At 65.6% G+C, this 24,364-nt stretch carries 26 protein-coding genes and 1 tRNA gene; 17 read left to right on the top strand and 10 right to left on the bottom strand.

The window, feature by feature from the left end:
• The first annotated feature begins 17 nt into the window (after positions 1 to 17).
• A complete protein-coding gene (locus HXX15_RS08130; RefSeq protein ID WP_296514905.1) occupies positions 18 to 461 on the top strand; it encodes a BLUF domain-containing protein in 444 nt (147 codons plus the stop codon).
• A gap of 11 nt (positions 462 to 472) precedes the next feature.
• Here HXX15_RS08130 and HXX15_RS08125 read toward each other — a convergent pair whose 3' ends face one another.
• Together HXX15_RS08125 and HXX15_RS08120 are read right to left on the bottom strand one after the other, a co-directional pair.
• The gene (locus tag HXX15_RS08125) at positions 473 to 1,159 is read right to left on the bottom strand and encodes a DUF1345 domain-containing protein (RefSeq protein ID WP_296514646.1); all 687 of its coding nucleotides are present in this window, start codon (positions 1,157 to 1,159) and stop codon (positions 473 to 475) included.
• Between the two features lie 5 nt (positions 1,160 to 1,164).
• Entirely contained in the window at positions 1,165 to 2,091 is a 927-nt protein-coding gene (locus HXX15_RS08120; RefSeq protein ID WP_296514644.1) for a polyprenyl synthetase family protein, read from the bottom strand.
• Positions 2,092 to 2,192: 101 nt separating this feature from the next.
• Here HXX15_RS08120 and HXX15_RS08115 point away from each other — a divergent pair, with 101 nt between their 5' ends.
• The 4 genes from HXX15_RS08115 to HXX15_RS08100 all read left to right on the top strand — a co-directional run bounded on the left by HXX15_RS08115 (position 2,193) and on the right by HXX15_RS08100 (position 4,330).
• Positions 2,193 to 2,489, top strand: a complete 297-nt coding sequence (locus HXX15_RS08115; RefSeq protein ID WP_296514641.1) for a DUF1330 domain-containing protein — start codon at positions 2,193 to 2,195, stop codon at positions 2,487 to 2,489.
• Positions 2,486 to 3,151, top strand: coding sequence for a monofunctional biosynthetic peptidoglycan transglycosylase (gene mtgA, locus HXX15_RS08110; protein WP_296514639.1), 666 nt, complete (start codon positions 2,486 to 2,488; stop codon positions 3,149 to 3,151). Before HXX15_RS08115 ends, mtgA begins: the two co-directional genes overlap by 4 nt.
• Before the next feature lie 165 nt (positions 3,152 to 3,316).
• The gene (gene rpmF, locus HXX15_RS08105; RefSeq protein ID WP_296514637.1) at positions 3,317 to 3,502 is read left to right on the top strand and encodes a 50S ribosomal protein L32; all 186 of its coding nucleotides are present in this window, start codon (positions 3,317 to 3,319) and stop codon (positions 3,500 to 3,502) included.
• 204 nt (positions 3,503 to 3,706) lie between these two features.
• Positions 3,707 to 4,330 carry a hypothetical protein gene (locus HXX15_RS08100; protein ID WP_296514634.1) on the top strand — a complete coding sequence of 208 codons (624 nt, stop codon included), beginning with the start codon at positions 3,707 to 3,709 and terminating at the stop codon, positions 4,328 to 4,330.
• A gap of 43 nt (positions 4,331 to 4,373) precedes the next feature.
• On the opposite strand, the gene HXX15_RS08095 is transcribed toward HXX15_RS08100, so the two are convergent.
• Complete coding sequence (locus HXX15_RS08095; protein WP_296514631.1) at positions 4,374 to 4,682, bottom strand: hypothetical protein; 309 nt, start codon at positions 4,680 to 4,682, stop codon at positions 4,374 to 4,376.
• A gap of 302 nt (positions 4,683 to 4,984) precedes the next feature.
• On the opposite strand from HXX15_RS08095, the gene HXX15_RS08090 reads away from it, so the two are divergent.
• Positions 4,985 to 6,649, top strand: coding sequence for a bifunctional diguanylate cyclase/phosphodiesterase (locus HXX15_RS08090; RefSeq protein ID WP_296514903.1), 1,665 nt, complete (start codon positions 4,985 to 4,987; stop codon positions 6,647 to 6,649).
• Between the two features lie 86 nt (positions 6,650 to 6,735).
• Here HXX15_RS08090 and phaR read toward each other — a convergent pair whose 3' ends face one another.
• Complete coding sequence (gene phaR, locus HXX15_RS08085) at positions 6,736 to 7,344, bottom strand: polyhydroxyalkanoate synthesis repressor PhaR (protein ID WP_296514629.1); 609 nt, start codon at positions 7,342 to 7,344, stop codon at positions 6,736 to 6,738.
• 296 nt (positions 7,345 to 7,640) lie between these two features.
• Here phaR and HXX15_RS08080 point away from each other — a divergent pair, with 296 nt between their 5' ends.
• The 5 genes from HXX15_RS08080 to HXX15_RS08060 all read left to right on the top strand — a co-directional run bounded on the left by HXX15_RS08080 (position 7,641) and on the right by HXX15_RS08060 (position 12,815).
• Positions 7,641 to 8,819 carry an acetyl-CoA C-acetyltransferase gene (locus HXX15_RS08080; protein WP_296514628.1) on the top strand — a complete coding sequence of 393 codons (1,179 nt, stop codon included), beginning with the start codon at positions 7,641 to 7,643 and terminating at the stop codon, positions 8,817 to 8,819.
• Positions 8,820 to 9,107: 288 nt separating this feature from the next.
• Positions 9,108 to 9,833, top strand: a complete 726-nt coding sequence (gene phbB / locus HXX15_RS08075) for an acetoacetyl-CoA reductase (protein ID WP_296514625.1) — start codon at positions 9,108 to 9,110, stop codon at positions 9,831 to 9,833.
• A gap of 188 nt (positions 9,834 to 10,021) precedes the next feature.
• Positions 10,022 to 10,891, top strand: coding sequence for an EamA family transporter (locus tag HXX15_RS08070; protein WP_296514623.1), 870 nt, complete (start codon positions 10,022 to 10,024; stop codon positions 10,889 to 10,891).
• A gap of 104 nt (positions 10,892 to 10,995) precedes the next feature.
• Positions 10,996 to 11,343, top strand: coding sequence for a hypothetical protein (locus HXX15_RS08065; protein ID WP_296514621.1), 348 nt, complete (start codon positions 10,996 to 10,998; stop codon positions 11,341 to 11,343).
• Positions 11,344 to 11,345: 2 nt separating this feature from the next.
• The gene (locus HXX15_RS08060) at positions 11,346 to 12,815 is read left to right on the top strand and encodes a methyl-accepting chemotaxis protein (protein ID WP_296514619.1); all 1,470 of its coding nucleotides are present in this window, start codon (positions 11,346 to 11,348) and stop codon (positions 12,813 to 12,815) included.
• A 20-nt stretch (positions 12,816 to 12,835) separates the two neighbouring features.
• Here HXX15_RS08060 and HXX15_RS08055 read toward each other — a convergent pair whose 3' ends face one another.
• Positions 12,836 to 13,345: a TIGR02281 family clan AA aspartic protease gene (locus HXX15_RS08055; protein WP_296514617.1), complete on the bottom strand. Its 510-nt coding sequence runs from the start codon at positions 13,343 to 13,345 to the stop codon at positions 12,836 to 12,838.
• Positions 13,346 to 13,478: 133 nt separating this feature from the next.
• Positions 13,479 to 16,016: an ATP-dependent helicase HrpB gene (gene hrpB, locus HXX15_RS08050; protein WP_296514614.1), complete on the bottom strand. Its 2,538-nt coding sequence runs from the start codon at positions 16,014 to 16,016 to the stop codon at positions 13,479 to 13,481.
• Between the two features lie 254 nt (positions 16,017 to 16,270).
• Between hrpB and HXX15_RS08045 the strand changes: the two genes are divergently transcribed.
• Together HXX15_RS08045 and HXX15_RS08040 are read left to right on the top strand one after the other, a co-directional pair.
• On the top strand, positions 16,271 to 17,329 hold the full coding sequence (locus tag HXX15_RS08045) for an acyltransferase family protein (protein WP_296514612.1): 1,059 nt from the start codon (positions 16,271 to 16,273) through the stop codon (positions 17,327 to 17,329).
• A 79-nt stretch (positions 17,330 to 17,408) separates the two neighbouring features.
• On the top strand, positions 17,409 to 18,392 hold the full coding sequence (locus HXX15_RS08040; RefSeq protein WP_296514609.1) for a zinc-dependent alcohol dehydrogenase family protein: 984 nt from the start codon (positions 17,409 to 17,411) through the stop codon (positions 18,390 to 18,392).
• 15 nt (positions 18,393 to 18,407) lie between these two features.
• Here HXX15_RS08040 and HXX15_RS08035 read toward each other — a convergent pair whose 3' ends face one another.
• Both HXX15_RS08035 and HXX15_RS08030 read right to left on the bottom strand, forming a co-directional pair.
• Positions 18,408 to 19,967, bottom strand: coding sequence for an acetyl-CoA hydrolase/transferase family protein (locus HXX15_RS08035; RefSeq protein ID WP_296514607.1), 1,560 nt, complete (start codon positions 19,965 to 19,967; stop codon positions 18,408 to 18,410).
• Between the two features lie 170 nt (positions 19,968 to 20,137).
• A tRNA-Leu gene (locus HXX15_RS08030) sits at positions 20,138 to 20,222 on the bottom strand.
• A 218-nt stretch (positions 20,223 to 20,440) separates the two neighbouring features.
• Between HXX15_RS08030 and HXX15_RS08025 the strand changes: the two genes are divergently transcribed.
• Positions 20,441 to 20,932, top strand: coding sequence for a disulfide bond formation protein B (locus tag HXX15_RS08025; RefSeq protein WP_296514902.1), 492 nt, complete (start codon positions 20,441 to 20,443; stop codon positions 20,930 to 20,932).
• Here the strand turns inward: HXX15_RS08025 and HXX15_RS08020 are convergent.
• Together HXX15_RS08020 and HXX15_RS08015 are read right to left on the bottom strand one after the other, a co-directional pair.
• Positions 20,929 to 22,002, bottom strand: a complete 1,074-nt coding sequence (locus HXX15_RS08020; RefSeq protein ID WP_296514605.1) for an AbrB family transcriptional regulator — start codon at positions 22,000 to 22,002, stop codon at positions 20,929 to 20,931. The genes HXX15_RS08025 and HXX15_RS08020 overlap by 4 nt on opposite strands.
• Before the next feature lie 110 nt (positions 22,003 to 22,112).
• On the bottom strand, positions 22,113 to 22,367 hold the full coding sequence (locus HXX15_RS08015) for a PsiF family protein (protein ID WP_296514603.1): 255 nt from the start codon (positions 22,365 to 22,367) through the stop codon (positions 22,113 to 22,115).
• 178 nt (positions 22,368 to 22,545) lie between these two features.
• Between HXX15_RS08015 and HXX15_RS08010 the strand changes: the two genes are divergently transcribed.
• From HXX15_RS08010 to HXX15_RS08000, 3 genes are all read left to right on the top strand, one after another.
• The gene (locus HXX15_RS08010) at positions 22,546 to 23,052 is read left to right on the top strand and encodes a hypothetical protein (RefSeq protein WP_296514601.1); all 507 of its coding nucleotides are present in this window, start codon (positions 22,546 to 22,548) and stop codon (positions 23,050 to 23,052) included.
• A 94-nt stretch (positions 23,053 to 23,146) separates the two neighbouring features.
• Complete coding sequence (locus HXX15_RS08005) at positions 23,147 to 23,533, top strand: CidA/LrgA family protein (RefSeq protein ID WP_296514599.1); 387 nt, start codon at positions 23,147 to 23,149, stop codon at positions 23,531 to 23,533.
• Positions 23,530 to 24,252, top strand: a complete 723-nt coding sequence (locus tag HXX15_RS08000) for an LrgB family protein (protein WP_296514597.1) — start codon at positions 23,530 to 23,532, stop codon at positions 24,250 to 24,252. Before HXX15_RS08005 ends, HXX15_RS08000 begins: the two co-directional genes overlap by 4 nt.
• The last annotated feature ends 112 nt before the right edge of the window (positions 24,253 to 24,364 follow it).

The following is a 24,364-nucleotide window of genomic DNA, read 5'->3' as shown; positions in this document are numbered from 1 at the left end:
CCCGCAGGACCTCACCGATGCCGGACACCATTTACCGCCTCGTCTACTTCAGCAAGAACCGGATTGCCGGTGGGCCCGAGCGAATCGCAACCGAGATCGATTCGATCCTGGCCGCGTCGCGCCGTAACAATCCGCACTGCGGCATTACCGGAGCGCTGGTGTTCAACCGCGGAATCTTCGCCCAGGCGCTCGAGGGCAGAGGTGTAGCCGTCGAAACGGTGTTCGAACGGATCCAGCAGGACCCGCGCCATGGCGACGTTCAGGTGCTGGCTTTCAACAAGGCGGCGGAACGGGTGTTCCCGAACTGGTCGATGGCATTCCTCGGCCAATCGCGTGAGGACCAGAACATGTTCGGCCATATCGGCCGGGACACCGGCTTCAGCACGGCGCGCATCGAGGGTCAGCGCTTGCTGGAGATCATCCGTACGATCGCCCTCGAGGAAGAGGCCCGCGCCGCCTGACCGCGGGGCGTTCAGATCGCGCTGGCGGCGATATTGACCATCAGCGCGACCAGCGCGGTGTTGAAGATGAACGAGACCACACCATGCGCGGTGGCGGTGCGGCGGATGGTCTTGTCGGTGATGCCGACGTCGGAAACCTGCGCGGTCATCCCGATCACGAACGAGAAATAGACGAAGTCCCAGTAGTCGGCATCCTCATGCTGGTCGCCGCTGGGAAACTGCAGACCGCCCGGCGCTTGGCCGCGGTAATAATCATGCGCGTAGTGCAGCGCGAAGGTGGTGTGCACCGCCGCCCAGGATAGCGCAATCGTCACGGTCGCGAGTGCGAGTTCGGCCGCGCCGCGATGCGACGCGCCGAGTTCGGCGACGATCGCCGCGATGCTGGCGAAGGCGCCGATCGCCGTCACCATCAGGATCAGGAACCGGCCGTCGTCCTGCAGGATCGCGCTGCGGCGGATATAGGCAATGCCACAGCGATACATCATCGCGAAGGCCAGCGTCAGATAGAAGGCGATCGAGACGTCCCAGCCGATCAGCAGCCGGGTCACCAACCGCAGCGACCCCGGCAGCAGCAATAACGCGGCAATTCCGATCAGAATCGAAATGAACAGCCGAGGCCGCGCATAGACGACGCGAACCAGCCGCGGCAGCTTGCGGAAGCGCCGAAGATGCGGGTCGTCGATCTCCTGCCCGGCCATGCGTGCTAGTTCTTCCGCGCGGCGACGAAGTGCGCGGCGGCGCGCAGCACGTCGCCTTTGGCGCCGAACATCGACAGCGCCTGATCGGCGCGCGCCAACAGATCAGCAATCCGCTGCTTGGCGCCGTCGATGCCAAGCTGGGTCACGAAGGTGGTCTTGCCCAGCGCCGCGTCTGCTCCGGCCGGCTTGCCCAACGCTTCGGCGTCGCCTTCGACATCGAGCAGGTCGTCGGCGATCTGGAACGCCTCGCCAAGCGCGCGGCCGTAATTCTCCAACGCCTTGTATTGCTCGGGCGAGGATTGGCCGAGGATGGCACCGGCGACGCAGCCGAACCGCAGCAGCGCCCCGGTCTTCATCTGCTGCAAGCGGGCGACGTCGACCGGCTCGCGGTCGCCGAACCGACCTTCGCCGGCCAGATCGAGAATCTGTCCGCCGGCCATGCCGCCAATTCCGGAGGCCCGCGCCAGCGCCCTTGTCAGCAGCAGTCGCACCATCGGATCGCGATGAATCTCGTCGCGGGTGATGATGTCGAACGCCAGCGTCAGCAGCGCGTCGCCGGCCAGGATCGCGGTGGCGTCGTCATAGGCCTTGTGCAGCGTCGGGCGGCCGCGCCGCAAATCGCTGTTGTCCATCGCCGGCAGATCGTCATGGATCAGCGAGTAGCAGTGGATGCATTCCAGCGCGGCGCCGACCAGCAGCGCGGCCTCGCGGGTAACGCCGAACACCGCCGCGCTCTCGACCACCAGGAACGGCCGCAGCCGCTTGCCGCCACCCAGGCTTGAATACCGCATCGCCGCCATCAGCCGCGGCGGACGCGCGGTTTCGTCGGGCAGCAAATCGTCGGAGAGCAGGCGGGTAAGCAGGGCTTCGGTGTCGTCAGCGGTGGCATCGAGCCGCTTGGCAAAGTCGATCGAGGAAGTGCCGATGGCCATTCAGAAGTGCTCCAGGTAATGTCGGCGGGACCATTCATCATGGCACCGGCTTCGTCAATTCTGCGCTCGGAGCGGCCCGTAGCCACCACCGGAGACCGAAAATGTCCGCCTATGTGATTTTCGACGTCGAGATCCGGGACCCCGCGCGCTATCAGGATTTCATGACCCAGGTCAAACCGGCACTGCAGCAGGCCGGCGCGCGGTACCTAGCCCGGGGCGGCGCCCACAAGGTCTACGAGGGCGACTGGACCCCGCGCCGGATCGTTATTCTCGAATTCCCTTCGGTCGCGGCCTGGGAAACATTTTACAACGGGCCGGTGTATCAGGGCCTGAAGCAGATCCGCGACGAAGTCAGCTCGGCCCGACTGGTCAGCGTCGAAGGTCTCGACACCGCATGAGACGGCTGCTCCGTGCCGCCATTCTGATCGTGCTGGCGCTGCTGGCATTCCCTTACCTGCTGACCCCCTTTTATCGAGCCGGCCACCCGGTCTCGGCGCTGATGGCGTGGCGCTGGCTATCCGGCGCGCCGGTGACGCGGCAGTGGATCGATTTCGACGTCATTTCACCGGCGCTGCCGCGTACCGTTGTCGGGTCCGAGGACGCCAAATTCTGCAGCCACCACGGCATCGACTGGGATTCGGTGCGCGACGTGCTCGACGACCTGCAGGACGGCGACACTGCCCGCGGCGGCTCCACCATCACCCAGCAGGTGGCGAAGAATCTGTTCCTGTGGCCGGGCCGCAGCGTGGTGCGCAAGGCTCTGGAGTTCCCGCTGGCGCTCTGGATCGACCTCGTGCTGTCGAAACAGCGAGTGTTGGAAATCTACCTGAATATCGCCGAATGGGGTCCAGCCGGGCAATTCGGCGCCGAAGCCGGGGCGCAATTTGCCTTCGGCCGCTCGGCGTCGTCGCTGACGCCACGCGACGCGGCGCTGCTGGCAGCAATCCTGCCCAATCCGGTCAGCCGCAGCGCCCGGAACCCCGGCCGTGGGGTACAGCGGCTGGCGGCGAAATATGTCGCCCGGGCGCAGGCCTCGGAAATTGGGCGTTGCTGGCGCTAGAATCGCAGCTCCTGAGGCATTTTCGCGCGATTTTGGCCTGCGGCCACCCTAGCTTTGCTGCCGCGCTTCCGTTATAAGCCCGGCCTTATCAGCAGTTTGCTCGCGCGCAAGCGCCGGGCCGTCCGTCGCGGACGAACCAGACACATCCCTGCAAGGACTTTCGATATGGCCGTTCCGAGAAGAAAAACTTCGCCCTCGCGGCGTGGCATGCGCCGTTCCGCGGACGCGCTGCAGAAGCCGACCTACGCCGAAGACAAGGATTCGGGCGAACTGCGCCGCCCGCATCATCTCGATCTCAAGACCGGGATGTACAAGGGCCGCCAGGTGCTGAAGGCCAAGAAGGAATCCTGACCAGCGACGGCGCGCCGTCACGGCGCGCCTGAACGGTGGTGATTTGACACCGCCGCCGGTTGAGCGACGCAAGCCCCGGGAAACAATTCGGACAACATATTCTGTGCCCGAGTTTGCTCCACCTGTTGGACTAGAGCGCTGACGTCAGGCCCGAGCGGTCGCCCGGCCGCGCTCGGTAGTTCTGAACGACAGAAGGCATTGCCGATGGCCATAATCGGTTTCCCGCTGCTGCTGATTCCACTGGCGATCTGCAACATCGTCGTGTTTCTGATGCCGGGCTTGGCGTTTGAGGCGCCGCTGGCAACGCTGCGGCTGCCGTCCGGCGTGAGTTGGGCGCTCACCGTCAGCGACGTGCTTCTGAGTCTCGGCATCCTGTTGCTGCTGCTCGAGGTCATCAAGGGCGCCCGCCCCGGCGCCAAATACGTCACCGATCATCTGCTGTCGCTGCTGGTGTTCGCCGGCGCAGCGGCCGAATTCGGGCTGCTGCCGCAGTTTGGCACCTCGACCTTCTTCATGCTTGCTTTGCTGGCGCTGGTGGATTTCCTCGCCGGAATCGCGTTGCGCAACCGGCCGCGACCGCGCGCCGCCCGTGCCGAACCCGCTCCGCCAGCCCAGATGCCACAGCTGCACGACGAACCGGCAATCGACCCTGCGCCAAAGCCGGCGATCCCCGCCGCCGCATCGATCGCGGAAGCGGTGCTGCTGGACCGCCCGGAACCGGTCGCGGTGACGCCGGCACCGACATCGCCCGATTCCTCGCCGCGGATTCAATCGCCCGGCCTGCAGCCGGACGACGGATCAAATCCGTCGTCCGACCCGCCGCGCTGACCCTCGTTCTTGCTGGTCTTGGTCTGGTCGCGCCGGTTGCGCGTCAGGAATGGCGCCGCATCCGCTCGCCGGCCTGCGCGGCGGAATGATTTTGTCCGACGGCCGACCGGTACGCCGCCATCGCCTGGGCGGGTTCGGCCCGCAACCACTCGCGGGTCTGCGGATACTGTTGATCGATCGCCATCAGATGCGCCACGAAGGTCGAATCCGGACGAACCAGGCGGTCGGTGTATCGGGTGCGGGTCATGACCGGGACGACCTCCATCGTGGTGGCAGAGTCGACCGTCTCCGTTGCGTCGGTCTGACCGGCGGTTTCGATCGGTTCGAAAGCGCTGCTGATCCCGTTGCTCATCATGGCGACCTGCCTGATCTGTGCCGTTTCGGAACGCTGACGGTCCCTGTCACATATCCATGGCAAGGGTTATGCCGATGCCGCCTGGGTGTTCCACGAGGTCGGGATGTTTGGTTTCCGAATTGTTTATCAACTTTGCCTAGCGTTCCGGAGCACCGGCGCCCTATTCTCTCGCAGGGAATCACCTGCAGGCGTCCCATAACGAGGCAACCGTGACATCCTACGATTTTGCGAATGCCAAAACCTCGACCCAGGTTGCCAGCGCCGCTAGCCCGCTTCCCGTCCCTCCCCAGCCTTCGAAGATCCTCGCCGCACTGGGACAGGCGGCATTCGTCTGGGACCTCGCCAGCGACAGCATGGTCTGGACAGATCACGCCGAGGCGGTGTTTCAGGACATTCCCACCGCGACGCTGGCGCGCGGCGCCGAATTTGCCAAGCTGATCGAACCCGCCCGCGAGATCCGCTCCGACGCGCTGTTGAGCACCCCGGTGGCGGCTGGTCACGGCAGCGTGCCGTACCGGATCGAATATGGCGTTCGCGCCTCGACCACCGCGCCGGTGTGCTGGATCGAGGAATGCGGCAGCTGGTTTCCGGGCGCCGACGGCCGGCCGACCCGTGTCGAGGGCATCGTCCGCGTCAACAACGAGCGCCACGCCCACGACGAACAGCTGTTGAAGCTGTCGCGGCACGATCCGCTGACCGGAGAGCTCAACCGCACCCATCTGATGGCGTCATTGGCCGAGACCATCGAGGAGGCCGCACGGTTCCGCTCCAGCTTCGCCTTCATGCTGATCAGCATCGATCATCTCGCCCGGATCAACGACGCATTCGGCTTCGATGTCGCCGACGAAGTGATCTGCGAGGTCGCGCGGCGAATTCGCGCGCGGCTGCGCGCCGGCGACCAACTCGGCCGATTCTCGGGCAACAAATTCGGCCTGGTGTTGAAGAACTGCACCGCCGACGACATGAATGTCGCGGCCGACCGATTTTTGGCCGGGATCCGCAATGATATCGTGCCAACCAAATCCGGCCCGGTCTCGGTGACTGCCTCGATCGGCGCGGTCGGTGCACCGCGCCATGCGCGCAGCGCCGACGAAGCCGTCAACCGCGCCCACGAGACGCTCGACAGTGCGAAGAGCCGCCGCAGCGGTTCGTTCTCGATGTGGCGCCCGAACGTCGAGCGCGACGCCCAGCGCCGGGTCAACATCCGCGTCACCGACGAAATCGTCACCGCCCTCAACGAGCGTCGCATCGTGATGGCGTATGAGCCGGTTGTTGATGCGGTCTCGCACCAACCTGCCTTCCATGAATGCCTGGTCCGGATGCAGCAGCCCGACGGCCAGTTCCTGCTGGCGCCCGACATCGTGCCGGTGGCGGAAAAGCTCGGATTGATTCGCCTGGTCGATCACCGCGTGCTCGAACTGGTGGTCGCCGAACTCGCGGCCTCGCCAAGCGTGCAGCTCAGCCTCAATATCTCGCCCGACACCACGATGGACCCGGACTGGTGGGCGAGCATTGAATCGATGATGGTGGCGCATCCCGGCGTCGCCGAGCGACTGATCGTCGAGATCACCGAGACGGTGGCGATCCAGGACCTCAACGAGGTCCGCGGCTTCGTCACAAGGCTGAAGAATTTCGGCGCCCGGATCGCGATCGACGATTTCGGTGCTGGCTACACCTCGTTCCGCAATTTGCGCAATCTCGGCGTCGACATTGTGAAGATCGACGGCGCCTTCGTGCAGAACATGGCGCGTTCGGCCGACGACCGCGCCTTCGTGCAGACGCTGATCGATCTGGCGCGACGACTCGGCATCAAGACCGTGGCGGAATGGGTGCAGGACCAGGAATCAGCCGACCTGCTGCGCGACTGGGGCTGCGACTACATCCAGGGCCGGCTGATCGGGCTCGCCTCGCAGGACCGGCCATGGGACCTGGCGGCTACGGAGAGCGCAACGGCGGCGGGGTGAGGGGTGGTTCCTCGCGGAAACTAGGTCCCTCACCGCCGCGCCAGCCGGAAAACACCGACCCGCTGCAACCCTGCTGTTTGGAAAAACTACTCGTCCTTCTTGGGCTGCTCGAGCGACATCCGCTCCAGGCGCTCCTGCATATCCTTCATCTGACGCCGCAGATCCTCGATATTGCCGGTCTCGCCGGCCGGCTCATGTGTGGCCTCTTCGGCTTCGGCGGTGTGGACGCTGCCCTTGCGCGGCGGCACGAATGGCTTGAACATCGCGAAGGTCTGCTGAAATAATTCCATGTTGCGGCGGACCGTTTCCTCCAGCGGCGCGAACGGCGTCATGCTGAACGTATTGGTCATCTGCTTGCGGAATTTTTCCTGCTCGCGGGTCAGGCTATCGATCGACTGCTCTAGATATTTCGGCACCACCATCTGCATGCTGTCGCCGTAGAACCGGATCAGCTGCCGCAGGAAGGTGGTCGGCAGCAGGTTCTGGCCGGCCTTGTTCTCCTGCTCGAAGATGATCTGGGCCAGCACCGATCGGGTGATGTCGTCGCCGGATTTGGCGTCGTAGACCAGAAAATCCTCGCCATCCTTGACCATCAAGGCCAGGTCTTCGAGCGTCACGTAGGTACTGGTGCCGGTGTTGTAGAGTCGCCGGTTCGCGTATTTCTTGATCGTGGTCGGTTGGTCTGATTTCGCCATGGGCACCCACACGCACGGAGGAAAGGGACCCGCCGAAGTCACGGCGGCCGGCAGAACGCAATGCAATAAAGTAAGCACTTCCAATCCGGTTCGGCTACCGTTTTGTGCGCCAGGGTTAATTTGGCGGCAGAAGCTGCCTCCGACGGTGCCCCGGAGGTGATTTTATTGGCGGTTCGGGACCAGCTATACCGTGTCTCGGATTGACACGCCGCCGTCGGGTTAACAGGATAGATCTCGACACCGGCTCGCCAACCCCGGCGCCCGCCGTCCAAGAACCTCAAGCCCAGGAGATGTCCATGTCCGACGATGTCGTCATCGTCAGCGCTGCTCGCACCGCTGTCGGAAGTTTCAACGGTGCCTTTGCCACCACGCCAGCGCATGAGCTCGGCGCCGTCGCCATCAAGGCCGCGCTCGAACGCGCCGGCATCGAGCCCGGGCGGGTTTCAGAAGTGATCATGGGACAGATTCTCACCGCCGCGCAGGGCCAGAATCCGGCGCGCCAGGCCTCGATCGCGGCGGGCATTCCGGTCGAAAGCCCGGCCTGGGGCGTCAACCAATTGTGCGGCTCCGGCCTGCGCACCGTGGCGCTCGGCTATCAGGCGCTGCTCAACGGCGATTCCGAGATCGTCGTTGCCGGCGGCCAGGAATCGATGAGCATGGCACCGCATGCGCAATATCTGCGCGGCGGCGTCAAGATGGGCGCGGTCGAGTTCGTCGACACCATGATCAAGGACGGGCTGTGGGATGCCTTCAACGGCTATCACATGGGCAACACCGCCGAGAACGTCGCCAAGCAGTACCAGATCACCCGGCAGCAGCAGGACGAATTCGCGGTCGCCTCGCAGATGAAGGCCGAGGCCGCCCAGAAGGCCGGCAAGTTCAAGGACGAGATCGTTCCCTTCATCATCAAGACCCGCAAGGGCGACATCACCGTCGATACCGACGAATATCCGCGCCACGGCGCCACCATCGAAGCGATGGCCAAGCTGAAGCCGGCGTTCGAGAAGGACGGCACCGTGACCGCGGGCTCGGCGTCCGGTATCAACGACGGCGCCGCCGCGGTGGTGCTGATGACCGCCAAGCAGGCCGCCAAGGAAGGCAAGACCGTGCTGGCCCGCATCGTGTCCTGGGGCCAGGCCGGCGTCGATCCGAAGATCATGGGCACCGGGCCGATCCCGGCGTCGCGCGCCGCGCTGAAGAAGGCCGGCTGGACCATCAACGATCTCGATCTGATCGAGGCCAACGAAGCGTTCGCGGCCCAGGCCTGCGCGGTCAACAAGGACCTCGGCTGGGATACCTCGAAGGTCAACGTCAATGGCGGCGCGATCGCGATCGGCCATCCGGTCGGCGCCTCCGGCGCGCGAGTGCTGGTGACGCTGCTGCACGAGATGCAGAAGCGCGACGCCAAGAAGGGTCTCGCCACGCTGTGCATAGGCGGCGGCATGGGCATCGCGATGTGCGTCGCGCGCGATTGACGCGCGCTGACAAATGACGGCGAGCCATCAGCTCGTCGTTTGCACTGCACCAACGAATAAGCAAAACGCCCGGCGAAAGCCGGGCGTTTTTGTCTTGATGTTCGTCACGCGGCCAGATTAATTCGAGGCTATAAGAAAAGCCGGACACGATCAGCAAGCCACGCATCCTCAACGAAAGAGGAGGAGGATGGCATTGCGACAATCGCGTTCATGATTTTGGAATGCCGCATGATCTGACCGTCACCGCTCACGCTTTGGTGAGTCATGCGCAAGGGGAGGAGTACCGATATGGCGCGTGTTGCATTGGTGACCGGAGGAACGCGGGGGATTGGCGCAGGAATCAGCAAGGCGTTGAAGGCGGCGGGCTACCAAGTCGCCGCATCCTATGCTGGCAATGACGCCGCCGCCGAGACGTTCAAGGCAGCAACCGGTATCCCGGTGTATAAATGGGATGTGAGTTCATTCGACGCCTGCGCCGAGGGCGTCAAGAAGGTCGAGGCCGAACTCGGACCGGTCGAAATCCTGGTCAACAATGCCGGCATCACCCGCGACGGCGCGTTTCACAAGATGACGCTGGAGCAGTGGAACGCGGTGATCAACACCAATCTCGGTTCGCTGTTTAACATGACCCGCCAGGTGATCGAGGGCATGCGCGCGCGCAAGTTCGGCCGCATCATCAATATCTCCTCGGTCAACGGCCAGAAGGGCCAGTTCGGCCAGGTCAATTATTCGGCGGCGAAGGCCGGCGACATCGGCTTCACCAAGGCTCTGGCGCTGGAGAACGCCCGTGGTGGCATCACCGTCAACGCGATCTGCCCTGGCTATATCAACACCGAGATGGTGCAGGCGGTGCCCAAGGACGTGCTGGACAAGGCGATCCTGCCGCTGATCCCGGTCAACCGGCTCGGCGAGCCCGAGGAGATCGCCCGCGCGGTGGTGTTTCTGGCCGCCGACGAATCCGGCTTCGTCACCGGCTCGACGCTGTCGATCAATGGCGGCCAGTACATGATCTGAGCGAGGTCGCCGTCATTGGGAAGGGCTCTTGCGACGAAGCAATCCCGTCCATGCCTTAGGATTTCTGGATTGCTTCGCAGATCGACCGCCGCTTCGCGCCGGCCGATCGCTCGCAATCACGTCGCTTGTCCCTTGTCTCAGAATCGCAAAACGCGCTGGGTTGATTGCGTAGTCCGAAGTCGGAACGAATGACCCCGCGCACCGCCACACTGATCGGCCTGACCGCGATCCTGATGTGGTCGTTGCTGGCGGTGCTGACCGTGGCGACCGGCGCGGTACCGGCGTTTCAGCTCGCAGCCATGACATTTGCGATCGGCGCGCTAGTGACCTCTATCGGTTGGCTGGCGCGGCCGGGCGCGCTCCGCGCGCTGCGACAATCGCCGCTCGCCTGGGCGGTCGGCGTCGGCGGATTGTTTGGTTATCACGCCCTGTATTTTCTGGCGCTGCGATTCGCGCCACCGGCCGAGGCTGGGCTGCTGAACTATCTGTGGCCGCTGCTGATCGTGGTGTTTTCATCGCTGTTGCCGGGCGAGCGGTTGCAGCCGCATCACATCGCAGGCGCGCTGCTCGGGCTGGCCGGAACCGTGTTGCTGTTTGTCGGCAATTCCGCCGGGTTCGAGCTGGCCTTCGTTCCAGGACTGGCGGCGGCATTCGTGGCAGCGTTCGTGTGGGCGGCGTATTCGGTGATGTCGCGCCGGCTGCGCGCGGTGCCGACCGACGCGGTGGCGGGATTCTGCATGGCGACCGCGCTGCTCGCGGCGATTATGCATCTTTTGATCGAAGTGACGGTGTGGCCGAACGGCGTCTCGCAATGGCTGGCGATCGTCGCGCTCGGCGTCGGTCCGGTCGGGGCGGCGTTCTATGCCTGGGACATCGGCATGAAGCGCGGCGACATCCGCGTGCTGGGCGCGGCGTCCTACGCCACCCCGCTGCTATCGACCTCGTTCCTGATCATCGCAGGCTTTGCCAAGCCGACCGCGACCTTGGCATTGGCGGCAACATTGATCGCCGGCGGTGGACTGCTTGCGGCGCGGGACATGATCTGGAAGCGCGGCTGACAGACGCACCGATCGCCGCAGTGACCAACTAAATCCAGCCCCTGGTAAATCTACGCGGCCTCTTCTTCACCGACAATTAGCATGACCGCGATAATTAATTGCAAATGAACCAAGCGTCGCCCATCAAACCAACCCGGCCGTCCGCGTGGTTCTACCCCTCCGTTCTGCTTGTTGCGAGCTGGGTCGCCATCGCGGCGATGTCGCTGCAGGTTCGTCCGGGCGCCGAGGTGGTCGCGGTAGCCTTTCCGCCCTGGTGGAACTCGCAACAGGTCATCGTTGCCGCCGCCTCCGCCAATGCCGCAATTGTCCGACTGACCGCCCTGCCGGCGGTGCTGGTGGTGCGGCCGGACGATCGTGAAGGAATTCTGCGGCTCCATCAGGCAGGCGCCTGGCTCGCCATCGACCCGCAGGCGATTGCCGCCTGCTTCAACCTACCCGCCAAGGACATTTGAGCATGACGACCGAAAACCGCGACCTCGCCGCACTGCGTGAAGTCGCCAGCAAGACGCTGGTCGCCCTGCTCTGGTTGCACGTCCCGATCGCGATGACAATCGGTATGGTGCTCGGCACCGGCTGGCTTCTGCCGACGCTGCTGACCGTGATGCTGGCGCTTGCCGCGACAATCTCGTGGCGTTCCGCCGGCAATGAATTGTCGACCCGGCTGATTGTCGCCATCGCGGTGATCGGCGGCGTTGCGGTGTTCACCTATCAGCTTGCCGGCCATCCCTGGCAAATCGATATTCATATGTACTTCTTCGCAGCGCTGGCCTGCCTCGTCGCGTACTGCGATTTTCGACCGATCGCGATCGGCGCGGTCGCCGTCGCGCTGCATCATCTGGTTCTGAACTTCATTATTCCGGCAGCGATCTTCCCGGGCGGCGGCGATCTGTTTCGGGTCATCCTCCATGCCGTGATCCTGATCATGGAAGCCAGTGTGCTGGTCTGGCTTTCCCATCAGCTGGAACAACTGTTCGCAACGACCGCGCAGAAAACCGCCGAAGCGCAGGAGTCCAGCGCCGCCGCGGCCCGCGCTCACGCCGAGAGCGCCGAGGCCGAGAAGCGCGCCAAGGTGCAATCCGATGCGGCCCTGCGCGGGCTCGCTGACGATTTCGAGCGCAAGATCGGTCATATTGTCGAAGCCGTCGGCGTCGCCGCCCGCGAAATGCAGGCCATGTCGTCGACCATGAGTCGCAGCAGTTCGGAAGCCGCACGGCAGACCTCCGCGGCCGCGACCGCCTCGACGCAAGCGTCGCTCAATGTCGGCACGGTGGCCTCGGCCGCCGAACAACTAACGGCCTCGATCTCCGAAATCGCCCATCAAGCCGCGCGCTCCGCCGAAGTCGCTGGCAAGGCCGCCGAGGAAGCCCGCCGCACCACCGCGGTTGTCGATGGGCTCGCCACCAGCACCCAAACCATCGGCGAAGTGGTGACACTGATCCAGAGCATCGCCAGCCAGACCAATCTGCTGGCCCTCAACGCAACCATCGAAGCGGCGCGAGCCGGCGAGCAGGGCCGCGGCTTTGCCGTCGTGGCAAGCGAAGTGAAGGCGCTGGCCAACCAGACCGCGCAGGCGACGGAAGAAATCTCCGCCCAGATCCGGGGCATCCAGACCGCAACCGGAGCGGCCGTCACGGCGATCCAGGGAATCGGCGGGACCATCGCCGAGATCAACGAGATTGCCAACGCGATCGCCGCCGCTGTCGAACAGCAGGGCGCGGCCACCGCAGAGATTTCCGGCAATGTCCAACAGGCCGCGGACGGCACCCGCGAGGTGAACACCAATATCACCGGCGTTGCGCGAGCCTCCAGCGAAGCGGGCGACGCCGCATCGAAATTGCTGAGCGCCGCGACCGGATTGTCCTCGGAGTCGGATCGGCTCCGAGGCGAGGTCGACAGCTTTCTGACATCGGTGCGTGCTGCGTAGACCCGCGCAACTCTGCGGCCCTATTGCTCCAGCACCATCTGGCCGTTGGCGTATTCGAACCGCTTCAGCCTGGACAGGAACGACAGCCCGAGCAGGTTCTCCGACAGCGCTTCGTCGGGCAGCACCATGGCGTCGACGTCGCGCACGATCAGGCCGCCGATATCGACCATCGCCAGCCGCGTCCGCGCCGCCTTGACGGTGCCGTTAGCGGTAGAGACGGTGGCGTTGTAGTCGGAGCGCTGCGGCCGCAGTCCGAATCGCGCGGCGGAGCTCTCGTTCAGCGCGATCACCGAGGCGCCGGTATCGACCATGAAGGCGATGCGCTGGCCGTCGATCCGGCCGTCGGTCTGAAAATGACCGCGGGCATCACGCGGAATGCTGACATTGCGGACGCCGGCGGTCGGCGATGCGGCGCTGGCTATGCCCGGCACGACGGCGCGGGCCTGCGCCGGCGTCATCCGGTCGGCCATCTGCGCCATCACGGTGCCGAGGAACACCATGATGGCGGCGAAGATCATGATCTGACGCATACGCGGACTCGTCGAAAATGGTTCGGGCGCGGCAATCAGACCACGTCGCGATGCAAGCCGCGATGAACGCGCGCTGCCACGCCTGCTGTTTTGCCCAAAAGGGTGAGCGAAGTCTTAACGGCGGCGCCGAGGCTCACGTGCCGCGCGGCTTGACCCGGCGGGTCGGCGGCGCATTCGCCGGATCCTCGGGCCAGGGATGGCGCGGATAGCGCCCGCGCAGATCGGACCGCACGGCCGCGTAAGAGCCGCGCCAGAACCCCGGCAGGTCTCGCGTCACCTGCACCGGGCGATGCGCCGGCGACAGTAGTTCCAGCACCAGCGGCACCGCGCCACGCGCCACCGAAGGATGGGTGGTGAGGCCGAACAATTCCTGCAACCGCACGGCGATCGTGGGGCCCTGTTCGGCTTCGTAGTCGATCGGCAGTAGCGTGCCGGTCGGGGCTTCGAAATGGGTCGGCGCCTCCTTGTCGAGCCGCGCGCGCAGTTCCCACGACAGCTGCGCCATCAACGCATCGGACAGATCGCCCGCGGAAAATTCCTTCAGGGAGGATTTATCGGACAGCGCCGGCACCAGCCATTGTGCGCGCCGCTCGGCCAGCGCCGCATCCGACAGATCGGGCCATTGCTCGCCTTCGGCTTTGCGCAAGAACATCACCCGGCCGCGCCATTGCGCGAGCGGCTTCGACCACGGCAGTTTATCCAGTCCGGCGGCGACCAGGCCGTCGGACAGCACAAACGCGGTCTGCACCGACGGCGTCACCGCCAGCGGCGCTTCCGACAGCGTGATCGCATGCAGCGTGCGCTTGCGCCGCGCCCGCAGCGCCATCGCGGCACGATCGAAGCTGACGTCGACGACGTCAGCGATCTGGTCGGCGAATCGCTGCTCGATGTCGTCCTGCCGGATCGGCGCTGCCAGCAAGATGCGACCCTGTGCTGCCGTGCCGGTCAGTTCCGCCACCGCGATATAGGGCGCGCGCGCCAGCGCCGAGGTCTGGTCGATCGCGGCACCGCGACCGTTGGCGAGCACGAAGCTGCCATTGCCGCGATTCTTGGCGACGCGATCGGGAAACGCCAGCGCCAGCATCACGCCGGTCGATAGCTCCGCTCCCCCTTGCGGAGAGGACGAGGAAGAAGCAGCCACCTGCGCCGCCCAGCGCTGCGCCATCTGCCGGGCGCTGGTGGCTCGTTGCGAGCGGTCGCGGCGAAACTGATCGAGCCTATGATCGAGATCGACGCTGTCGCCGCCGAGCCCGCGCTCGGTGAGGATCGCGGCGATTTCCGCGGCCGCCTCGCCGGAGCCGAGCCGTTGCGAATCGACGATCATCCGCGCCAGCCGTGGCGGCAGCGCCAGCGCCCGTAGGCTTTTGCCCTCGTCGGTGATGCGGCCGTCGCCGTCCAGTGCGCCGAGTTCGCCCAGCAGGCTGCGCGCCTCCTTCAGCGCCGGCGCCGGCGGGGGATCGAGAAACGCCAATGTGGCCGGATCGCTGACGCCCCATTGCGCCAAGTCGAGCAGCATCGAGGACAGATCGGCACTGAGAATTTCCGGCTGGGTATAGGCCGGCAGCGACGCGGTCTGCGGCTCGTCCCAAAGCCGGTAGCAGATTCCGGGCTCGGTGCGGCCAGCGCGGCCGCGGCGCTGATCGACTGCGGCGCGCGAGGCCCGCACGGTCTCCAAGCGGGTCAGGCCGATGTCCGGCTCATAGCGCGGCACCCGCGCCATGCCGCAATCGACCACGATGCGGACGCCCTCGATAGTCAGCGAGGTCTCGGCGATCGACGTCGCCAGCACGACCTTGCGGGTGCCCTTCGGCGCCGGCTGAATGGCGCGGTCCTGCACCGCGGCGTCGAGCGCGCCGAACAACGGCACGATCTCGATTGCCGCATCGTGAATCCGCTCGGCGAGGAAGGTCTGGGTGCGACGGATTTCGGCGGCGCCCGGCAGGAACGCCAGCACCGAGCCGGGATCGGCGCGCAGCGCCATCGCGATCGCATCGGCCATCTGCCGCTCCAGCGGCGCATCCGGCTTGCGGCCAAGATAGCGAGTCTCGACTGGGAAGGCGCGGCCTTCGCTGGCGATCACCGGGGCGTCGCCGAGCAGGCTGGCGACCCGGGCGCCGTCGATGGTCGCCGACATCACCAGAATGCGCAGATCCTCGCGCAACCCTTGTTGGGCATCGCGCGCCAGCGCGAGACCTAGATCGGCGTCGAGCGAGCGCTCGTGAAATTCGTCGAACAGCACCGCGGCGACGCCGGTCAGTTCCGGATCGTCCATGATCTGCCGTGTGAAGATGCCTTCGGTCACCACCTCGATCCTTGTGGCGCGCGAGATCTTCGAGCCGAAGCGGACGCGGTAGCCGACCGTCTCCCCGGCGCGTTCGCCCAGCGTCTTCGCCATCCGCTCGGCGCTGGCGCGGGCCGCGATCCGGCGCGGCTCCAGCACGATGATTTTCTTGTTGCCCAGCCACGGTGCGTCGAGCAGCGCCAGCGGCACCCTCGTGGTCTTGCCGGCGCCGGGCGGCGCCACCAGCACCGCGGCGTTGTTGTGCTCGAGGGCACGCGACAGCTCATCAAGCACCACGTCGATCGGCAGGGGGGTATCGAAGGCGCGCAAAGTTGTGTCCGATTTGATCACTCGCACGCCGTCATACGCGGGCTTGACCCGCGTATCCATCATTCTTGAAAGAAGGACGGGTCACCGGGCCTTCGTCGCGCCGAAGGGGCTTCGGCCCCGCAGGCGGGTCAAACCCGGTGACGACGGAGGAATCCTGGGCCGCATCAGCGTGAACAGAAAACATAAACGCGCCTTAACCAACTTGTGATCTCGCCGATGTGAACGATGAGACCGGCACATTCCTCGATCGCGGAAACAAGTACGCAACTGTTTCGCCCGATACTGCGCCGAAGCCGCGCCGAAAAGGGATAATGATGACCGCAAACGGCATATCCGCCGCAGGCCCCGCGCCAGCGCCGCGGATCGACTGGGTGGATTATGCCAAGGGCATCTGCATCGTCATGGTGGTGATGATGCATTCGGTGCTGGGCGTCGAGGCCGCCGCCGGCCAGATCGGCTTCATGCATCTCGTGGTGGCGTTCGCCAAGCCGTTCCGGATGCCGGATTTCTTCCTGCTTTCGGGGCTGTTCCTGGCCGTCGTGATCGACCGCGACTGGCGGACTTATCTCGACCGCAAGGTGGTGCACTTCGCCTATTTCTACTTGCTGTGGGTGACGATCCAGTTCGGCTTCAAGGCGCCGAGCTTCGCTGCCGAACAGGGCTGGGCGCATGTCGGGTTGCTGTATCTGCAAGCCTTCATCGAACCGTTCGGCACGCTGTGGTTCATCTATCTGCTGCCGATCTTCTTCGTTGTCACCAAGGCGACGCGGCGGCTGCCGCCGCTGGCGATCTGGGCCGTCGCCGCGGCGCTGGAGATGACGCATCTCTCAACCGGCTCAACCGTGATCGACGAATTCGCTGCGCGCTTCGTCTATTTCTATTCCGGCTATCTGTTCGCCGCGCAGGTGTTCGCGCTGTCCGATCGCGCCCGGGCGCAGCCGGCGCTGGCGTTGGCGGGGCTCGCGCTGTGGGCCGTGCTCAATGCCGGGCTGGTGTCCGCCGACCTCAGCGAATGGCCGCTGATCTCGCTCGCGCTCGGCATCGCCGGCGCTTGCGCCATCGTCGTCACCGGCACGCTGCTGGCGCGCGCACAATGGCTGAACGGGCTGCGGTTCTGCGGCGAGCATTCGATCGTGATCTATCTCGCCTTCTTCCTGCCGATGGTGATCGCGCGGGTGGCGTTGCTGAAATTCGCCGCCGGCTTGCTCGACATCGGCACCATCTCGCTGATCGTCACCGCGGTCGGCGTCACCGGCGCGCTGGCGATCTGGCGGCTGGCGCTGCGTTCGGGCGCAAATTTCCTGTTCGAGCGCCCCGCTGCGTTCTGGATCGCGCCGAAACAGCTGCGCCGCTCGTTGCAGGCGGCGGAGTAATCTCCGCTGCGTCTTGCCTGCCGCGCCGTCCGGCCGACATGCTATGTTCTTCCGCTGCGTTCAGCTTTGGAGAATCATGATGCGAGCGATGGTGCTCGAGGCGCCCGGCACGCCGCTGCGACTGCGCGAGCGCGACGATCCGATCCCCGGTGCAAAACAGATCCGCATCAAGGTCAGCGCCTGCGGGGTGTGCCGCACCGACCTGCATGTGCTCGACGCCGAGTTGCCCGATATCAAATATCCGATCATTCCCGGCCACGAGATCGTCGGCCGCGTCGACGCGCTCGGCGCCGACGTCGCCACCCACCGGATCGGCGACCGCGTCGGCATCCCGTGGCTCGGCGCGACCTGCGGGGTTTGCCGCTATTGCCAGGGCGGCACGGAGAACCTCTGCGACCACCCGACCTTCACCGGCTACACCCGGGACGGCGGCTTCGCCAGCCACACCATTGCGGACGCGCGCTTTGCCTTTCAGCTTGGCGAACTTGGCGACGATGTTGCGGTGGCGCCGCTGCTGTGCGCCGGGCTGATCGGCTGGCGCTCGCTGGTGATGGCCGGCGACGCCGAACGGCTCGGCATTTATGGCTTCGGCGCGGCCGGGCATATCGTGGCGCAGGTGGCGCGCTGGCAGGGTCGCTCGGTCTACGCCTTCACTCGAGAAGGCGACAGCGCCGCGCAGAATTTCGCCCGCAGCCTCGGTGCGGTATGGGCCGGTCCGTCGGATCGGATGCCGGATGCGCTGCTGGACGCCGCGATCATCTATGCCGCCGCGGGCGAACTGGTGCCGGCTGCGCTGCGCGCGGTACGCAAGGGCGGCCGCGTGGTCTGCGCCGGCATCCACATGAGCGACATCCCGTCGTTCCCTTACGACATCCTGTGGGGCGAGCGGCAACTGGTCTCGGTCGCCAACCTCACCCGGCAGGATGGCGTGGATTTCCTGAAGGTCGCCGCCGCGGCCGGGATTCGCACCCAGACCACCGCGTTTCCGCTCACCGAGGCCAACGAGGTAATCGCCAGACTGCGCCGCGGCGAATTGCTCGGCGCCGCGGTGCTGGTGCCGTAAGTCAGCGGCGCGCCGTCACCGCCAGGCGTCGGCCTGCACCACCGAGTCTTCGCGCCAGGCCTCGCGCGCGGCCTTGTGGGCCATCCAGTTCGGCAGGAAGGTCAGCGCCTCCTCGATGATGTGCGGCGTATGCAGACCCGGCGACACTTGCAGCGCGCGGTCGAAATATTCCTGCAGCGCCGGCTTGAAGGTCGGATGCGCGCAGTTCTCGATGATGACCTTGGCCCGCGCCTTCGGTGACAGCCCGCGCAGATCGGCGAGGCCTTGTTCGGTGACGATGACCTGGACGTCGTGTTCGGTATGGTCGACATGTGAGGCCATCGGCACGATGCAGGAGATCGCGCCGCCCTTCGCCACCGACGGCGTCATGAAGAACGACAAATAGGCGTTGCGGGCGAAATCGCCGGAGCCCCCGATCCCGTTCATGATGCTGGTGCCCATGATGTGGGTGGAATTGACGTTGCCGTAGATGTCGGCCTCGATCAGCCCGTTCATCGCGATCACGCCGAGCCGCCGGATCACCTCCGGATGGTTGGAGATTTCCTGCGGCCGGAACACGATGCGCTCGCGGTAGAACTCGATGTCGCGGATGAACTCGGCATGGGCCGCCGGGCTCAGCGACAGCGCCGTCGCCGAGGCGTAAGTCAGCTTGCCCTGGCGGATCAGCCGCAGCATGCCGTCCTGCAGCACTTCGGTGTAGGCGGTCATGTTCTCGAACGGGCCGGTCTCCAGTCCCGCCATCACCGCATTGGCGACGTTGCCGACGCCGGATTGTAGCGGCAGCAGGCTGGCCGGCAGCCGCCCGATTTTCACCTCGTGTTGGAGGAATTCGAGAATATGGCCGGCGATCGCGTTGGAGATCTCGTCGGGCGGGGAAAACGCCGAATTGCGATCCGGCAGATTGGTCTCGACAATGGCGACGATCTTGTTCGGATCGCAGCGAAAATACTTCTCGCCGATGCGGTCCGGCGTCGCGAGAATCTGGATCGGCTTGCGATGCGGCGGCAATTGGGTGCCGTAATAGATGTCGTGCATGCCTTCGAATCGCAGGTCCTGCCAGGAATTCACCTCCAGGATCACCTTGTCGGCGAGGTCGAGCCAGGTCTTGTTGTTGCCGATCGAGGATGACGGGATCAGGGTGCCATCCTCGCGGATGCCGGCGACCTCGACGATCGCGATATCGAGTTTGCCGAGAAAGCCGAACCAGACGTCCTGGGCGACATGCGACAGATGGATGTCGATGTATTCCATCTTGCCGGCGTTGATGCGTTCGCGGCAGGTCGGGTCGGACTGATACGGCAGCCGCATCTCGATCCCGTCCACCTTGGCCAGCGCGCCGTCGAGTTCGGGCGCCGTGGAGGCGCCGGTCCACACTCCGACCTTGAATTTCTCGCCGCGGGCGTGGTGCGCGTTGATGCGTTCGGCCAGCGCCACCGGCAGCAGTTTCGGATAGCCGGAGCCGGTGAAACCGCTCATGCCGACATGGACGCCGGACGGGATCAGCGCTGCGGCCTCGGCGGCCGACATGATCTTGGAGCGGAGATGCGGAGCGAGAACGCGGGAGGGGGTCGACATCGTGGGTCTCTCTGCTGGCGATCCGGCCGTTCCGGGCCAAACCGGTTGATCTTGCAGCTGTAATCGGTTGGCTTGAATTGGCCCATGCAACCATCGGCGAAGCCGCGCGGCCGGGTGTTGAGCCAGCGCAAGGCGGAGATCTGAGCGTTGTCGGGATCGCGCTGAGCTTCTGGTGCCCCTGGCCGGAATCGAACCAGCACTCCTTGCGGAACTCGATTTTGAGTCGAGCGCGTCTACCAATTCCGCCACAGGGGCTTTTCGCCGCCGCCGAACGTCGGGGTGCGAAGCCGGCGGAATATAGCGGCCGGGGATCACCGGTCAACCCGCGCCGGCCCTACACCTCGGTGTGATCGACCGGCGTCTCGACAGCGCCATGGTCGCGGGATAGGACGCAATCCCAACCGGAGATCGCCGTGACTGCCGACATCACCTTGAAATCAAGCGCCACGGCCGCCTCATTGCGCCCGACGCAAATGGCCGGGCTGACCGTCGCCAGCATCGCCGCGGCGACGCTGGCCGGTGCCTGGTATTTCCAGCTGGTGCAGGGGCTGGTGCCCTGCCCGCTCTGTCTGGAGCAGCGCTATGCTTATTACCTGCTGTTTCCGCTCGGCTTTCTGATCGCGCTGGCGGCGAACTGGGGAGCTCCGCGTGCCGTACTGCTGGCAGGCCTGGCGATCCTGACGCTGGCCGCGCTCGGCAACGCCGGACTGGGCGCCTATCATGCAGGTGTCGAATGGGGGTTTTGGGCGGGGCCGACCGAGTGCAGCGGTCCGATCGTCGATCTCGGCAAGACTGGCCTCGGCAAGGCCGGCGGCCTGCTGGCGCAGCTCGATTCGGTCAAGGTGGTGCGTTGCGACGAGGTGCAGTGGCGCTTTCTCGGGCTGTCGCTGGCGGGCTACAACGTGCTGATTTCGCTGTTGATGGCGGCGATCGCCGGCTGGGGCCTGCGCAGGACCTCGCACTAATCGTCGAGATCGTCCCGCGCCTTGCCGAACAGGTGGACGATCCCCGGGGTGACGATCGAGACGAAGATGAAGCGCGACAGATGGTGCGCGCCGACGAACACCGGATCGATGTGCAGGGTCAGCGCCAGCGCCAGCATCGCGTCCATCGCGCCGGGCGCGAACGCCACCACCACGTCGCTGAATTTCACCGCGGTGGTCAGCGCGATCGCGGCGACGAATACCGAGGAGATCGCGATCGCCACCGCGAACGACCCCAGCGCCGCGCCGATGTGGCTGGCGATGGTGCGCAGCTTGATCGCGCCGAACCGCGAGCCGATCAAGGTGCCGATCCCGATCAGCGCCCCCACATAGGCCCATTGCGGCAGCGTGCCCTCGACCAGCCCGGCGCCATGCAGCACCGAGGAGCCGAGCATCGCCCCGAACATCCAGGCGGCGGGAAAATTCAGCCAGCGCAGCAGCAACGCCGCCGCCACCGCGACCGCGGCCAGTTCGGCCAGCACCAGCGGCGAGGCCACCGCTCCGCGCGACGGCAGCGGGCCGTGGCCCGTCATGCCGGAGGCCGCCAGCAACATCGGCACCGCGCCGGTCAGGATGATCACCCGCATGATCTGCACCACCGCGATGCCCGGCACGTCGGCCTTGCGCTCGGTCGCCAGCATGATGATTTGCGACAGCGCGCCGGGGCTGCCGGCCAATAGCGCCGAGGTGCGGTCCCAACCATGGACCCATTGCAGATAATGGCTGCTGCCGAAGGTGGAGCAAACCGTGGCGATTGCCAGCAGCGCGATCGTCACCGGATAGGCGCTGAGATTGTGGATCATCTCCGGCGAGACCATCGAGCCCAGCGACAGCCCGAGCGTCATCAGGATGACATGCGCCACCGGCTGCGGCAGGCCCATCTTGCGTCCGGCGAGCCCAGCCGCGGCCACCGCGACCATCGCACCGGTGATCAACCCGCCCGGCAATTGCGCCCAATAGAACAGCGCGCCGCCGCCGATGCCGATCAGCGCGGTCTCGATGAAGCTCAGGATTTTGGATTGAATGCCGGCAGGCTTGTTTTTCTCGGTCACGCGCCGTTATGGCAAATACCGTCGCGTGCGACAAATGCGCACCGCGCGCGCGGCCATGCGCCCAGCGGCGCCAGCGCCGGGATGTCCGGCACTGGCGCGGTTGGCGAGGTTCAATTCGGCTTGGCGTCCTTCATGCAGGTCTTGCGGAACGCCTTGCGTTTCTTGCCGTGCAGACCCTGGGCATCGGCCTGCTTCGAACAGTCCAGCGATATCGCGGTGTGCGGCTTCTCGGCCTTCTTCTCGGCCGGCGCCATCGCCGAAGGGGCGGGCTTCGGCGCCGGCGTGGTGGCCTGGGCGAAGGCCGAGCCGGTCAACAGCAGCGATGCGACGGCGGAAACAACGGCGCAGCGGGACAAAATGTTCATGGAAATGACCTTGTCGTTGGTGGGATCACCACCCTCGCGGCTGGATACTTAACCGCCGGTGAATACCGCACGTCCGCCACATCTTTTCGACGAAAGCAACCGCGGATTGCATTGTCTCGGCTTTGCGATTCGCTAGGATGGAGGCCCTTCCGTTCTCAGGGGTTCAGGGAGAGCCGCAATGAAGATCCGAAATCACCCATCCCTCGTCGCGACAACTTTGTTGGCCGCAGGATTGCTGTCGTTCGGCGCGTCGTCGTCGGCTAGCGCGCTGACGGCGCAGGAGTGCAGTGCGAAATATCAGGCCGCCAAGACCGCCGGCACGCTTGGCGGCCAGAGCTGGAACGACTTCCGCAAGGCGCAATGCGGGTCCGACGCTGCGGCGGCGCCTGCCGCTTCGGATGCCTCGGCGCCGAAGACGGCTGAAACCAAATCCGAGGCCAAGCCGGATAAATCCGCCGCCAAATCCGTCGCTAAGCCGGTGGCGGCCCCACCGTCGGCCGGCCCCGCGACGTTCCCGACCGCGGTGGATGCGAAATTCGCCAAAGAGCCTGCGGCCAGGGCCCGGCTGCACACCTGCGCGGAAAGCTGGAAGACCAACAAAGCTGCCAACACCACCGGCGGCCTGCGCTGGATTCAAAAGGGCGGCGGCTATTGGAGCGAGTGCAACAAGAAGCTGAAGGGCTGAGCGCCACGCGCCGCGAAACGCCGGCCGCTGCGCAACATTGACAAGGCGGGCGAATACGCCGCATCGGTCGCTGTCGTTCGACGCGAGGTGACTGATGATCGCAAGTCTGAGCCTGATTCTGCTGTGCCAGTTGGCCGGCGAGGCCATCGTGCGGGGATTGGGCGCGCCGGTGCCGGCGCCGGTGATCGGCCTCGCGCTGCTGCTGGCGTTGTTGCTGGCGCGTGACCAGTTGTCGGTTCTGGAATTCGGACCGCTCCGCAATGACGGCGTCGAGGAAGCGGCCGGAGGCCTGCTGCGCCACATGTCGCTGATGTTCGTGCCGGCCGGCGTCGGCGTGGTCCAGCAGCTCGATCTGATTGCCGACCGCGGCGTCGCAATCACCCTGGTGCTCGCAGCCTCGGTGGTGATCACCCTGCTGGCGACCGTGGCCACCTTCCTGGCCTCGGCCTGGCTGATCGCACGCTTGCGGGGCGCAAGGTGAAGGCCGATCCCTTCGCGCTGTGGGTCTATCTGTCGCAGACGCCGCTGCTGTGGCTGACCATGACGCTGCTGGTCTACGCGCTGGTCGACGCGGTGTCGCAAGCCACCGGCCGCAATGCGCTGGCCAATCCGGTGCTGCATTCGATCTGGATCGTCGGCGTGTTCCTGTGGCTGACCGGCACCTCCTACACCACCTATTTCAGCGGCGCGCAGTTCGTGCATTTCCTGCTCGGCCCCGCCACCGTGGCGCTGGCGGTGCCGCTGTATGAAAATCGCGAGGTGATCGTGGCTTCGATCCTGCCGATGATCGCAGCGCTGATGGTCGGCTGCGTCACCGCGATCGTCTCCGTTGTATTGCTGGCCGAGGCCGCCGGCCTGCCCAAGACCGTAGTGTTGTCGCTGGCGCCGAAATCGGTCACCGCGGGGGTGGCGATGGGCATCAGCGAATCGCTCGGCGGCGACCCGTCGCTCGCCGCGGTGGCGGTGATCATCACCGGCATCATGGGCGCGATCGCGGTGACGCCGCTGATGAACGCACTTGGAATCAGGGATTTCCGTGCCCGCGGTTTTGCCGTGGGGCTGGCGTCGCACGGCCTCGGCACAGCGCGCGCGTTTCAGGTCGATGCGCTGGCTGGCGCCTTTGCCGGCATCGCGATGAGCCTGAATGCGCTGGTGACCTCGCTGCTGGTTCCGGTCGCGGCGACGCTGCTGCTGCGCTGACGCAGAAGTTACGTCCCGGCCGTCGTCATTGCGCCTATCCATATCCCGCCGGCCGGCTATATGTGGGCCCGACCTGACGCCATGCCGAACAGCGACCGTCGCGTTCGGGCTC

It is taken from the genome of Rhodopseudomonas sp., assembly GCF_013377015.1.
Taxonomy (GTDB): domain Bacteria; phylum Pseudomonadota; class Alphaproteobacteria; order Rhizobiales; family Xanthobacteraceae; genus JARJEH01.
This window is presented reverse-complemented; position numbering and strand designations above follow the sequence as displayed.